Annotated in this window: 12 protein-coding genes; 2 read left to right on the forward strand and 10 right to left on the reverse strand. The window is 65.1% G+C overall.

What is annotated here, in order from left to right:
• Positions 1-45: 45 nt before the first annotated feature.
• Both RGUI_RS08890 and RGUI_RS08895 read left to right on the forward strand, forming a co-directional pair.
• Positions 46-1,053, forward strand: a complete 1,008-nt coding sequence (locus RGUI_RS08890) for a ligase-associated DNA damage response exonuclease (protein ID WP_081532726.1) — start codon at positions 46-48, stop codon at positions 1,051-1,053.
• Positions 1,050-2,633 (forward strand): ATP-dependent DNA ligase, encoded by a 1,584-nt coding sequence (locus RGUI_RS08895; protein ID WP_081532727.1) that lies wholly within the window; start codon positions 1,050-1,052, stop codon positions 2,631-2,633. The genes RGUI_RS08890 and RGUI_RS08895 overlap by 4 nt, the downstream gene beginning before the upstream one ends.
• 59 nt (positions 2,634-2,692) lie before the next feature.
• Here the strand turns inward: RGUI_RS08895 and ribD are convergent, their stop codons facing one another.
• The 10 genes from ribD to dnaG all read right to left on the reverse strand — a co-directional run bounded on the left by ribD (position 2,693) and on the right by dnaG (position 12,770).
• Positions 2,693-3,793, reverse strand: coding sequence for a bifunctional diaminohydroxyphosphoribosylaminopyrimidine deaminase/5-amino-6-(5-phosphoribosylamino)uracil reductase RibD (gene ribD, locus RGUI_RS08900; protein WP_256387883.1), 1,101 nt, complete (start codon positions 3,791-3,793; stop codon positions 2,693-2,695).
• Positions 3,790-4,257 carry a transcriptional regulator NrdR gene (gene nrdR / locus RGUI_RS08905; RefSeq protein WP_081532728.1) on the reverse strand — a complete coding sequence of 156 codons (468 nt, stop codon included), beginning with the start codon at positions 4,255-4,257 and terminating at the stop codon, positions 3,790-3,792. The genes ribD and nrdR overlap by 4 nt, the downstream gene beginning before the upstream one ends.
• Before the next feature lie 97 nt (positions 4,258-4,354).
• Positions 4,355-4,771 carry a secondary thiamine-phosphate synthase enzyme YjbQ gene (locus RGUI_RS08910; protein ID WP_081532729.1) on the reverse strand — a complete coding sequence of 139 codons (417 nt, stop codon included), beginning with the start codon at positions 4,769-4,771 and terminating at the stop codon, positions 4,355-4,357.
• Between the two features lie 68 nt (positions 4,772-4,839).
• Positions 4,840-5,760, reverse strand: coding sequence for a U32 family peptidase (locus tag RGUI_RS08915; protein WP_081532730.1), 921 nt, complete (start codon positions 5,758-5,760; stop codon positions 4,840-4,842).
• Between the two features lie 2 nt (positions 5,761-5,762).
• Positions 5,763-6,761 carry a peptidase U32 family protein gene (locus RGUI_RS08920; RefSeq protein WP_081532731.1) on the reverse strand — a complete coding sequence of 333 codons (999 nt, stop codon included), beginning with the start codon at positions 6,759-6,761 and terminating at the stop codon, positions 5,763-5,765.
• Positions 6,758-7,294 (reverse strand): SCP2 domain-containing protein, encoded by a 537-nt coding sequence (locus tag RGUI_RS08925; RefSeq protein WP_253799038.1) that lies wholly within the window; start codon positions 7,292-7,294, stop codon positions 6,758-6,760. Before RGUI_RS08925 ends, RGUI_RS08920 begins: the two co-directional genes overlap by 4 nt.
• 180 nt (positions 7,295-7,474) lie before the next feature.
• Positions 7,475-7,930 carry a hypothetical protein gene (locus RGUI_RS08930; protein WP_081532732.1) on the reverse strand — a complete coding sequence of 152 codons (456 nt, stop codon included), beginning with the start codon at positions 7,928-7,930 and terminating at the stop codon, positions 7,475-7,477.
• Positions 7,931-8,113: 183 nt separating this feature from the next.
• The gene (locus tag RGUI_RS21185; protein WP_156882921.1) at positions 8,114-8,584 is read right to left on the reverse strand and encodes a hypothetical protein; all 471 of its coding nucleotides are present in this window, start codon (positions 8,582-8,584) and stop codon (positions 8,114-8,116) included.
• A 42-nt stretch (positions 8,585-8,626) separates the two neighbouring features.
• Complete coding sequence (gene rpoD, locus RGUI_RS08935; RefSeq protein WP_081532733.1) at positions 8,627-10,624, reverse strand: RNA polymerase sigma factor RpoD; 1,998 nt, start codon at positions 10,622-10,624, stop codon at positions 8,627-8,629.
• A gap of 190 nt (positions 10,625-10,814) precedes the next feature.
• The gene (dnaG, locus tag RGUI_RS08940) at positions 10,815-12,770 is read right to left on the reverse strand and encodes a DNA primase (protein ID WP_081532734.1); all 1,956 of its coding nucleotides are present in this window, start codon (positions 12,768-12,770) and stop codon (positions 10,815-10,817) included.
• Positions 12,771-12,821 lie beyond the last annotated feature (51 nt).

Below are 12,821 nucleotides of genomic sequence, written 5' to 3' on the forward strand. Positions count from 1 at the left end.
CCGTTTGCAATGGCTGCCGCCGCAGGCCGGCCTATACTTCCCCGCATGGGCGTGCTGACCTTCACAGACCGGGGCATCTATTGCCCGGCGGGCGATTTCCATATCGACCCTTGGGCGCCGGTGGACCGGGCGCTGATTACCCACGGCCATGCCGACCATGCCCGCCCCGGTCATCGTGCCTATCTGGCCACAGCGGCGGCCGCCCCGGTGATGCGGCATCGGCTGGGCGATATATCGCTGGACACCGTCGCCTTTGGCGAAGCCCGGCAGATCGGCGATACGACGGTCTCGTTCCACCCCGCCGGCCATGTGCCCGGCTCTGCCCAGATCCGCGTGGAACATAGGGGCAAGGTCTGGGTGGTTTCCGGCGACTACAAGCTGACAGAGGACGGGCTGTCAGAGCCGTTCGAGCCTGTCGCCTGCCACGCCTTCATCAGCGAATGCACCTTTGGCCTGCCGATCTTCAAATGGGCCCCGCAGGGCGCGGTGATGGCCGAAATCAACGACTGGTGGGCCGGCAATGCGCACGCGGGCCGCTTTACCCTTCTGGGCGCCTATGCCCTTGGCAAGGCGCAGCGACTTCTGGCGGGCGTCGATGCCAGGATAGGCCCGATCCTGACCCATGGCGCGGTAGAGGCGACCTGCGCGGTGATGCGCGCACAGGGCATCGCGCTGCCCCCGACCGTTCCGGTCACGCCCGACACCGACCTACAGGCGCATCCCGGCGCGCTGGTCCTTGTCCCGCCTTCTGCCCTTGGCGCACCGTGGGCGCGGCGGTTCCGCCCGGCCGCGACCGGCGTGGCCTCGGGCTGGATGGCGCTCCGCGGGGTGCGGCGGCGGCGTGCGGTCGACCGGGGGTTCATCCTCTCCGACCACGCGGACTGGCCCGACCTGAATACCGCGATCCGGGAAACCGGGGCGGAGAAGGTCTTTGTCACCCATGGCTACACCGCCCCGTTCCGGCACTGGCTGGCCGAACAGGGATACGACGCGCACATCGTCGAGACGGCCTTTCAAGGCGAGAACCTAGAGACAGCCGAGGACGCGCCATGAAACGGTTCGCGGCCCTCTTCTCCGCACTCGACGGCACCACGAAAACCAACCCCAAGGTCGAGGCGCTGGCCGCCTATTTCGCCGAAGCGCCGGAGGACGACCGGTTGTGGACCGTCGCACTTCTGTCCGGCCGCCGCCCGAAACGCGCCGTCACCACCACCCGGCTGCGCGAATGGGCGGCGGAGCGGGCGGGCATACCCCTTTGGCTGTTCGAAGAATGCTATCCCGTGGTCGGCGACCTGGCAGAGACCATCGCGCTCTTGCTGCCGCCCGCCGCGGGGCAAAGCACCGCGCGGCTGTCGGACTGGATGCAGGCCATCCGCGATCTGGCCACGGTCGAGGAACCCGCGCGCAAGGCCCGTATCCTTGAGGCATGGGACAGCCTGAACGGCACGGAGAGGTTCCTGTTCAACAAGCTGATCACCGGCGGCTTTCGCGTGGGCGTCAGCCAGAAGCTGATGACCCGCGCGCTGGCCCGCGCGACCGGGATCGAAGAGACCGAACTCGCCCATCGCCTGATGGGCGACTGGACACCGGCCACGACCACATGGGGCCAGTTGATCGAGGCGCCCGACCCCGACGCCCGCAAGGCGACGCCCTATCCCTTCTACCTCGCCTATCAGCTTGAGGACGCGCCAGAGGCCCTTGGCCCGCCCTCCGACTGGTTCGCCGAATACAAGTGGGACGGCATCCGGGGGCAACTGGTGGTGCGGGGCGGCGCGCATTTCGTCTGGTCCCGCGGCGAGGAACTGATGACCGACCGCTTCCCCGACCTTGCGCCCGCCCGCGATTTCCTGCCCGAGGGCACGGTGCTGGATGGCGAGATCCTCGCCTGGGCCGACGACCGCCCCCTGCCCTTCGCCGCCCTGCAAAAGCGGATCACCCGCAAGACCGTGCCGAAGAAACTGCTGGCCGAGGCGCCTGTGGTATTCCGCGCCTATGACCTGCTGGAGGCCGACGGGCAGGACATCCGGCAAACGCCGCTGGCCGACAGGCGCGCGCGGATGGAGGCGATCCTTGGCGACGTGCCCGCCACCGCCCCCCTGTCCCCGTCGCCGCTGTTGCCCTTCGATGACTGGGCGCAGTTGGTGGCGTTACGCGGCGGCGCGCGAAAGATCGGGGCCGAGGGTGTCATGCTGAAACGCAAGGCCGCGCCCTATCTTTCAGGTCGGAAGAAAGGCGACTGGTGGAAATGGAAGCTCGCCCCCCTGACGGTGGACGCGGTGATGATCTATGCGCAGGCGGGGCACGGGCGGCGCGCGACGCTGTATACCGATTTCACCTTCGCGGTGTGGGACGGTGACGAACTGGTGCCCTTCACCAAGGCCTATTCCGGCCTGACCGATGCGGAGTTTCGCGAAATCACCGCCTGGGTGCGCAAAAACACGCTGCAACGCTTCGGCCCGGTGCGGCAGGTCAAACCGGAGCATGTGTTCGAGATCGCGTTTGAAGGCATCCAGGAAAGCCCCCGGCACAAATCCGGCATCGCGCTGCGGTTTCCCCGGATGGCCCGCTGGCGCCGCGACAAGCCGGTGGCAGAGGCGAACACGCTTGAGGATTTGAAGGCGCTGCTGGGGTGACCTCCCCCTGCGCCAAGGCGATGCCCGCGCCGGATTCTTGGGTCGGCCGCCCGGATACTCTATGCCCGCGCCCACCGGTGCATCACATCGCCACCGATGATCCGGGTCTCACACAACTGAAACCGCGGCGCCTCGGCCAAACGGTCGACGCCCATCGCGCCCAGCGACGGCCGCCCCTCTGCGCCCAAGGCCAGCCCGGCGGTGAAGCCGACCAGCTCGTCCACCAGCCCCGCCGACAGGAAGGACGCCGCCAAACTGCCGCCGCCTTCGCAGAAGACCCGGGTCAGGCCCGCCGCGCCAAGGGCCGACAGGATCGCGGCGGGATCAAGCTGCCCACCCGGCCCCACCGCAACCTCGATCAGCCGCGCCCCAAGGGCCTGCCACGCCGCGGCGATGTCGGGCGCCACCCCCGGACCGTGGCAGAGCCAGACCGGAACATCGCGCGCCGTGCGCCCCAACTGCCCGTCAAGCGGCAGATCCAGCCTGCGGGAACAGACCACCCGCACCGGCTGATGGGCCACACCCAACCCGCGCACGGTCAATGACGGGTCGTCATCGCGCGCGGTCCCGCCGCCGACCAGAACCGCATCATGGCGCGCGCGCAAGGCATGCACCATCCGCCGGGCCGCGGGGCCGGTGATCCATTGGCTTTCGCCGGTCGCAGTCGCGATCCGTCCATCGAAGGAACTGGCGAGCTTCAGCGTCAGCGTCGGCCGCCCCTCCATCCGGGCCAGCAGGAACCCGCGATGGTCGCGCCGGGCAACATCGGCCAGCACACCCGTCACGACCTCCACCCCGGCCGCGCGCAGCATCGCGTGCCCGCCGCCCGCAACCCGGGGGTCCGGGTCTTCAATCGCGGTCACAACGCGGGCGACCCGGGCCGCGATCAGCGCCTCGGCGCAGGGCGGGGTCTTGCCGTGATGGGCGCATGGTTCCAGGCTGACATAGGCGGTGGCCCCTTGTGCGGCCGCGCCCGCCTGCGCCAGGGCCTGCGGTTCGGCATGAGGCCGCCCCCCGGGCGCCGTCCAGCCCCGGCCGACCACCCGGCCATCCTTCACGATGACACAGCCCACGGCGGGGTTCGGCCAGACACGGCCCTGCCCCCGCGCGCCCAGCGACAAGGCCAGCGCCATGAAGCGCGCGTCGGTGTCGGGGCTCACTCCTCGCCCGGGGCGTTGGGGCGCAGTTCGCTGACGAACTTGTCGAAATCGCCCGCTTCCTGGAAGTTCTTGTAGACGCTGGCAAAGCGCACATAGGCGACGGTGTCGATCCGGGCCAAGGCCTCCATCACGATCTCACCGATGGTTTTCGACGGAATGTCGGTCTCGCCCATGCTTTCCAGCCGCCGCACGATGCCAGAGACCATCTGGTCCACCCGTTCCGGCTCTACCGGGCGTTTCTGCAACGCGATGCGGATGGAGCGTTCCAGCTTGTCGCGGTCGAAATCCTCGCGCCGGCCGTTCGACTTGATGACGACAAGGTCGCGCAACTGCACCCGTTCATAGGTGGTGAAGCGCCCGCCACAGGCCGGGCAGAACCGGCGCCGCCGGATCGCCACGTGATCCTCCGCAGGCCGGGAATCCTTCACCTGCGTGTCGATATTCCCACAAAACGGGCAGCGCATGGGCCTGACCTCGGTGCTGAAATAGACTTTTCCACAGCGACTATAGGGGCCCCTCCAGAATTTGGGTAGAGGCCATTTTGCGTTCTATATGTTGGGCTCAGTCCTGATGCAGATGGGCCGCAATCTCTCGCCGATGGGGCGCTATCCGGTGCTCGTACAGGTAAATCCCCTGCCATGTGCCCAGAACCGGGCGCCCCGCCTGCACCGGGATCGACAGCGACACCGGCAAGAGGGCTGCCTTGATATGGGCGGGCATGTCGTCGGGCCCTTCGGCCGTGTGGCGCAGATAGGCCATCGACGGATCGGTGGTCGGTGGGATCAGGCGGGACAGGAATGCCTCCATATCCGTGCGCACATCCGGATCGGCGTTTTCCTGGATCAGCAGAGAGCAGGAGGTATGGCGCACGAACAACGTCAACAGGCCGTCGCCATGACCCCGGGGCCAGTCCCGCACCTCGCCCGTGAATTCATAGAGTCCGGGGCCGCGGGTCTTGACGGAAAAGGTTGTCTGCATTGGGGTCACCTCCCACGAAAAGGGGCGCCGACCGCGCCCCTGTCCGATACCAGTCTCACGTCAGCCCGTCAGGCGGGCACCAGATCCTCGGCCACCCATTCGTGACCGGACTTGCCGTGGTAGAAGCCGTTGACGAAGGGCGCGTCGATGCCAAGTTCGCGCAAGCGCGCAGCCCCTTCCCCGGCCCCGATACGGCCTTGCAGCACATCGTCGTAGAGCCGCGTCACGGCGATCATGTCGCAGCTATGGGGCATCACGCGGAAATGGGTCACGCCGATCCGCTTCATGTCGTCCATGTCGGCCATCATGTCGAGATAGCCGTAGCTGAGCGTCTGGATCCCGTTGATGGCGAGGAACGGCTTGTCGTCCATCGTCTTCAGCACCATGCCGTCCGGGTCCTCGCCGCAGACGAACTGACAGTTGTCCTTGGTGCGGGCATGGGCCCGGGCATGATAACAGCGCGCCGACAGCGCCAGAGAGGCGCGGCCGAAGACCTGAAGCTCAAGCCCCACGCCCAGTTCCTGTGCCTTGGCGCCGAGTTTCTCGACGGCCGAGCGCGGCAGTTCCGGCAACAGCGCGAAATGCGTCGCCCCCTGCGCGGCCAGATAGGCCATCGTGTCCTCGTTATAGACGTTCAGCAGCGCGCCGATGCGGTGCGGCTTGTCCTTCAGATGCAACAACGCGGCGGTGTTGTTCACCTCCAGGTCGCGGCCTTCCTGCTGCGACCACTCCATCAGGATGTTGCGCTCGCGCTTGATCACGACCTCGGAGAAGGAGGCATAGACAACCGTCTTGCCCGCCTTCGTCAGGCGCTCGGCCACCTGATCCATGTGCTTGTCGTCGAAGAAGGGCGTCCGCTTGGAACAGATCACCTCGCCCAGATAGACGGTGCTGACCGGGCTTTCATCGGCGATGCGGTTGTAGAAGTCGATCTTCTGTTCGGCAGGCCAATGGAAGAGGTTCGGCCCCAGTGTAAGTTCGACAGCCATCGTTACCTCCACTTCTTGGTCTTCAGCGCACCCTCGGTGTGCTTCTGACCCTCGGTCAGCGCGACGAGGTCGGCCAGTTTCGGCTCTTGCCCCGCCATGATCGAGTCGACGGCCTCGCGGAAGGCGGCGACCACCTTCTTGACATAGGCCCGGCTCCGCTGCCGCCCCTCGATCTTGAAGGCGTGCACTCCCGCATTGATCAGTTCCGGCAGCATGGTGGAGGCGTTCAGGCTGATCGGTTCCTCGAATGCGTAATAGCCGTCATCCCGGCAATCGGCCTTGTAGCGGCCCTTGCAGATGGTCGGATAGCCCGCGGTTTCATCGGGCTTGAACCGGTCGATCATGTAGTCGCCAAGGATCGTCGACAGGCTGCCATCGGCGCCGCGTTCGTATTTCACGCAAGCGGCCGGAGAGCACGCCCCGTCCATGTTGGTCGACTGACCGGTGACATAGTTGGTCAGCGAGCAGCGCCCCTCGACCATCAGCCCGTGGTTACCGAAGATGAAGGTCTCCACCTCGCAGGGGATTTCCTCGACCAGCCCCTTGATCTCGGAAATCGTCATGATGCGGGGCAGGACTACCCGCTTCACGCCGAATTCGCGCACGTAATAGGTGATCGCCTCGGGCGAGGAGGCCGCCGCCTGCACCGACAGGTGGATGCGCATGTCGGGGTGGTTTTTCTGGATGTAGTCGGCCACCGCGATATCGGCGACGATGCAGGCATCCGCGCCAAGGCGGGCCGACAGGTCCACCGCCTCTTTCCACAGGTCGACATTCCCGGCGGGCGGGAAGGTGTTCAGCGTGATCAGCACCTTGGTGCCGCCGTCATGGGCGTACTGGATGGATTTCTCCATCTCTTCGGGGGTGAAGTTCAGCCCCGTGAAGTTCCGCGCATTGGTAGCGTTCTGATAGCCGCAATAGACGGCATCGGCGCCCGCGTCCACGGCGCTGCGAAGCGCCGCAGGGGTACCGGCCGGGCAGATCAGTTCGGGCTTGATCATGACGTGGCCTCTTTTCGTTTCTTGGAGTTCTCGGCGGCACGGCGCAGCACGTTCAGTGCAGCCCGCCCCGGCGGACCGAACATGTCGGCCACGCTTTCGGCGATCGGGTCTTCCACGTCGTCCAGCGCGTTACGCAGGCACACGATGGCCTCGGTATCCCCGGTCACGATCAGGTCGCGCGAGAAGAACAGCGCATCGCCGTCCTGTTCGGTGTCCATCAGCGTCAGCAGGTCGAGGAACTTGCCCGAGATGCGCGCCGCATGGGGCGGCGGGTTGCGGCGATTGACGGCGCGGAAATCCAGCGCGTCCGGATCGGGCCGCAGATACAGCATCAGCGGGATGTCCACCGGATCGATCAGGAAATAGGCGTGCCGATGCGGCCCCAACCGGTCGAACATGTCCGGGTTGTCGGCGGCGATCTTGTGCACGACGCGCTTCAGGATCGGGTTGAGAAGAAACAGCGGCAGCGGCGGCGCGAAGGGAAAGCCCCCCCGCCCGCCCGGAACGCTTTGCTTTTGCGGTTCGGTTATCATGTCAGGTCGATACCCGGCTTGGGACAAATCCGACTTGACCTACGTCAAACCGCCGCGGCTGTCGGCAGCACGAATTGTCACAGCGGGGACAGTGGCGCGGGACCGCCCCGCCACGCGAAAAGTTTCGCATGCGAAATCAAGGATTTGTTAAGGTCTCACATGGGCGTGAGGGGCGCGGGCTCAGCCGTCCCACGGCCATTGGAAGACCGGGCGGCAAGAGATGCGCCCATGGGCCATGCTGAAATTGCTGCCGACCCTGTCCACCTGCATCGACAGGTCATCGCCCCGCGGGGTCTGGGCGGCCTCTTGCAGGTCGGCATCCGGCTGGATGGTGAAGACAACGCTGGTTCGCCGCGGGTCCGCATCGCTGCGCCCGCGTGGTTTGACCACGTAAAGGCGCCGGTTGGGAAGCGCGCGCAGTTGGCGCTCCGCATACTCCGCTGCCGCGCACCAGAAATCGCCGGGCCCGTCGCCGGGGCCGGCAAAGACCTCGAACTGGCCGGGGATGGTGGCGTCGGGGACGACAAGGTTGCCGCGGGTGGGGGTATGGATCGCGCGGGGAGCGTCGGATTTCGGCGCCGGAACACAGGCGGTGAGGAGGAGCGCGGCGGCAAGCAGGGCGGCGGGATGGCGCATGGGACGGGCTTTCGGTTCAGACGTCCCCAAGGCTACGACGGATCGGCGCCCGGCAACAGACCATCACGCCGCGGGAACGTACACTTTGGCGAGACCGTTGGGGGTTATGCCGGCGTTTGGCCCGTGGGGGAGCGGGACAGGCGTTGGCCAATGCAGAGCATCGGGCACATCCCATTCTAGCCGTCATCCGCTCATATTCGCGAACGGTAAGCGGCCGTATTCAGAAACGAAACCTTTCAGCAAACACCTTTTGAGTGCATGAGGATCATCACTTGTCGTCCTGCAAAAGACCGGCAAGGATCGGGCGTTGGCAATCTGCCACATCATGCGCCCACCCCAATGCGCGGCTCGCTTACCGCAACCAAATCGCGCGAACGCTACAAGCCGGGTCCGTAGGTTAGATTTCTGTCCAGTCCCACCAGCTTTTCCAAAGTAGAGCACGGATGCGCCGGAGACCCAGTTCTCGTGCAACTCGGACACCGACACATTAGGGTTCTGTCCTTTGAAAAAGCCGCCCGTACCAATGCCCAAGAACTCCGGCTTCTCAGAAGGATCGAAACCTACCGCATAGACACCCTGCGCATCCGGCACACGGCTTGGATTTAGAAGGATATCTTCAAAAGACCCTGCCGCCGTAAATCCAGCAAGTTCCATTTCCACCCTTCAGAGCTGTAATTTCCGTCCAAAAGCGCTCCCTCACTGATCCAGGAAACTCCGCAACCTTCTTGACCGGCTCGGATGCTTCAGCTTCCGCAGCGCTTTCGCCTCGATCTGGCGGATGCGTTCACGGGTGACGCTGAACTGTTGCCCCACCTCTTCCAGCGTGTGGTCGGTGTTCATCCCGATGCCAAAGCGCATGCGCAGCACCCGTTCCTCACGCGGGGTGAGGGAGGCCAGAACACGGGTCGTGGTTTCCTTCAGGTTCTCCTGAATGGCACTGTCCAGCGGCAGCACGGCGTTCTTGTCCTCGATGAAATCGCCAAGCTGGCTGTCTTCCTCGTCGCCGATGGGGGTTTCCAGCGAAATTGGTTCCTTGGCGATCTTCATCACCTTGCGAACCTTTTCCAGCGGCATTTGCAGCTTCTCGGCCAGTTCCTCGGGCGTCGGTTCGCGGCCGATCTCGTGCAGCATCTGGCGGCCGGTGCGCACCAGCTTGTTGATCGTCTCGATCATGTGCACCGGAATACGGATCGTCCGGGCCTGATCGGCAATCGACCGGGTGATCGCCTGACGGATCCACCATGTCGCATAGGTAGAGAACTTGTAGCCGCGGCGGTATTCGAATTTGTCGACCGCCTTCATCAGGCCGATATTGCCTTCCTGAATCAGGTCGAGGAATTGCAGGCCGCGGTTGGTGTATTTCTTGGCGATGGAGATCACGAGCCGCAGATTCGCCTCGACCATTTCCTTCTTGGCTTGGCGCGCCTCTTTCTCGCCCTTTTGCACCTGGTTCACGATGCGGCGGAATTCGGAAATGTCGACGCCGACATATTGACCGACCTGCGCCATCTCGTCCCGAAGTTCCGACACCTGATGGCCGGAACGCTGGGTAAAGGCCTGCCAGCCGCGGCCGGCCTTCTGGCCCATCCGCTCCATCCAGTGCGGGTCCAGTTCGTGGCCGCGATATTCGTCGACGAATTCCCGACGGTTGATGCGGGCCTGATCGGCCAGTTTCACCATCTTGCCGTCGATCGACATGATCTTGCGGTTGATGCCGTAAAGCTGGTCGATCAGCGCCTCGATCCGGTTGTTGTGCAGGTGCAGTTCGTTGACCAGTTCGACGATCTCGGCGCGCAGTTTCTGATATTCCGCCTCGTCCTTGTCGGTGAACCGGTTGGTCTTGTTCAGCGTGGCGTGGATCCGCTTGTCCTGAATGTCAGAGAGGTTGGCATAGTCCTCGGCGATCCGGTCGAGCGTTTCCAGAACACGGGGTTTGAGCGCGGCTTCCATCGCCGCGAGGCTCATATTCGCCTGCTCGTCCTCGTCGTCGTCTTCCTCGCGCTTGATCGGGTTGCCATCGGCGTCAAGCTCCGGCTCGTCGCTCTTGGAGGCGGACGGCGCGGCCGCGGCTTCGACATTCAGGTTCTCGACAACGGGTTCCTCGGCATCGCCGTCCTCTTCCAGCGACCGGCCGAAGGTGGCATCAAGGTCGATGACATCGCGCAGCAGGATGTCTTCGTTCAGAAGTTCGTCGCGCCAGATGGTGATGGCCTGAAAGGTCAGCGGGCTTTCGCAAAGCCCCGCGATCATGGTGTTCCGGCCGGCCTCGATCCGCTTGGCAATCGCGATCTCGCCTTCGCGGGACAGAAGTTCGACCGAGCCCATCTCGCGCAGATACATCCGCACCGGGTCATCGGTACGGTCGAGAGTTTCCGACTGGGTCTGGGCAACCGCCACCTCGCGCGAGGTCGAGGCCTCGACCACCTCGGTCGAGCCCTTGTCCTCGCTGTCCTCGGCCTCTTCCTCCTCGATGATGTTGATGCCCATTTCGGACAGCATCGACATCACGTCCTCGATCTGCTCGGACGACACCTGATCGGGCGGCAAGACCTGGTTGAGCTGGTCATAGGTGATATAGCCGCGTTCCTTCGCAGCGGCGATCATCTTCTTGACCTGCGCCTGACTCATGTCGAGGGTGATTTCCTCGTCACCCTGCTCCTCGGTCTTGCGGTCGTCGGTGTCTTTTGCGGCCATTAAGCGCTCCTGCTCAGGGGAGTGTGATTCGCCCGAAAAACGTGATCCGAATCAATAGCGCGAATCGTTGGGAGTCACACCCATTTACCCCGGATTCTTTACCAAGTCTTATCCATACGCCCCCGGAATCGGACCTTTTTCAAAGCTATGGCCGATTCGCCAAGGGCACTTCATTGCGTGGGACAGTCCTTTACCTCTGGTCGTCGTCCGGGGACGGGGGCGTGCCCAGAAGACTGTCGAACAATTCCCGCGACCGACGCCGTTCATCCTTGGGCAGCGCCACGCCGTTCGGGGCAATCTCGAATTCCGGGGCGTCCTCCTGGGAAGCGGCCCCGGCCCGGTTACGTGCCTCGGCCGCCTGGCTCAACCGCCATGTCAGCCCCTCATGCGCCAGCCCCGCCAGATCGCGCATCGCTTCCTCGATTTCCTGTACCGCGCCGCGCTTGGCGGCAAGCTTGGCGATATCGTCCGCAAGACAGGCCGCCGCGTCGTCGTCACCGGGATATAGAACGGGCGGCGCAGTTCGCACATGGTTTTGCGAAAACAACTCGTCAAGGGTTTCGGGCCCCAGCCGGTTGTCCATCTCGGCCCGGAATGCCGCCGCGTCGTCGATCTGCGGGGCCATCAGAAGCGCCGACTGAATCCGGGCGTGCCGGTCCGACACGCAGTGCAACAGTTCAAGGTCCCCAGCGAAACGGGCGATCAGGCGGGGATGGGCGATCAGCGTGGCCAGAATGATCGATTCCAGCACCTCTTCCTCGAATTGCGGGGGGGCGACCACCATGGCCGAGGTCTTGGTGCTGGGCCGGGTTGCGGGCGTCGCGTTCCAGCGCGCCGCGCCCTTTCCCGGCTTCGTCCGCGCGGGCCGGAATAGCTGCCAGCTTAGGCGCTTGATCTCGTCCTCGTAGTGGCGGCGGATGGTCGGGTCCTTGATCCTGGACGTGGCTGCGTGCAGATCGCGGTCCAGCGCCGCCTTGCGTTCGGGGCTATCGAAACGCCGGCCCTCTGTCTCCCGCGCCCATAGCAGATCGACCATCGGGCAGGCCGCATCGAGAATACGCTGCATCGCCCCGGCCCCGCCCGCGCGGATCACGTCGTCTGGATCCTTGCCCGGCGGCATCAGCGCGAAACGCAGCGCGTGCCCGGCCTCCAGCAGCGGCAGCGCCAGATCGATCAGCCGCCGCGCCGCCGCGATCCCGGCCTTGTCGCCGTCCAGCGCCACCACGGGTTCGGGATGGATGCGCCACAGAAGGCGCAACTGGTCCTCGGTGATCGCGGTGCCCAGCGGCGCCACCGCCGCGGCGAACCCGGCCTCGGCCAGCGCGATCACGTCCATATACCCCTCGGCCACGATCAGGGGCTGGCCCTTGCCGGCCGCTTCTCGCGCGGGGGCGTGGTTGAAGAGGTTCCGCCCCTTGTCGAAAATCGCCGTCTCGGGCGAGTTGAGGTATTTCGCGCCATCCTGCGGGTCCATCGCGCGGCCGCCGAAGGCAATCGCCTGCCCCCGCCCATCGCGGATCGGGAACATGATCCGGTCGCGGAACACGTCATAGGGCGGGCGGCCGCGGTCGGATTCACGCGCCAGACCGGCGGCCAGGATCAGGTCGCGTTCCACGCCCTTGCCGGTCAGGTGATCCCACAGATTCTGCCAGCCCGGCGGCGCAAAGCCGATTTCCCACCGCTCCAGCACCTCTGCCCCAAGACCCCGCCGGTCCAGATAGGCCCGCGCTTCGGCCGCGGCGCCGGTCTGCAATTGCAGCCGGAAGAACCGCACGGCCTGTTCCATCACCTCGATCAGACGGCTGCGTCGGTCTGCCTTTTCCCGCGCCTGCGGGTCGCGCGCGGGCATCGGCAGGCCGACCTCCTGCGCGAGAATCTCCACCGCCTCCATGAAGTCGACATTCTCGGTTTCCCGCACGAAGGAAATCGCGTCGCCCTTCGCATGGCAGCCAAAGCAGTAATAGTACCCCTTGCGGTCATCCACATGGAAACTGGCGGTCTTTTCCTGGTGGAACGGGCACGGCGCCCACATGTCGCCCTTGCCCTGGTTCGACTTGCGCATGTCCCATGTCACCTTGCGCCCCACGACATGGGACAGCGACACGCGGCTGCGCAATTCATCCAGGAATCCGGGGGGCAAACTCATGTCATGCAATATCGGGCTGGGCACCGGTCTTGTCCAGATATCCGATGCCGC

The organism is Rhodovulum sp. P5 (assembly GCF_002079305.1).
Taxonomy (GTDB): Bacteria; Pseudomonadota; Alphaproteobacteria; order Rhodobacterales; family Rhodobacteraceae; genus Rhodovulum.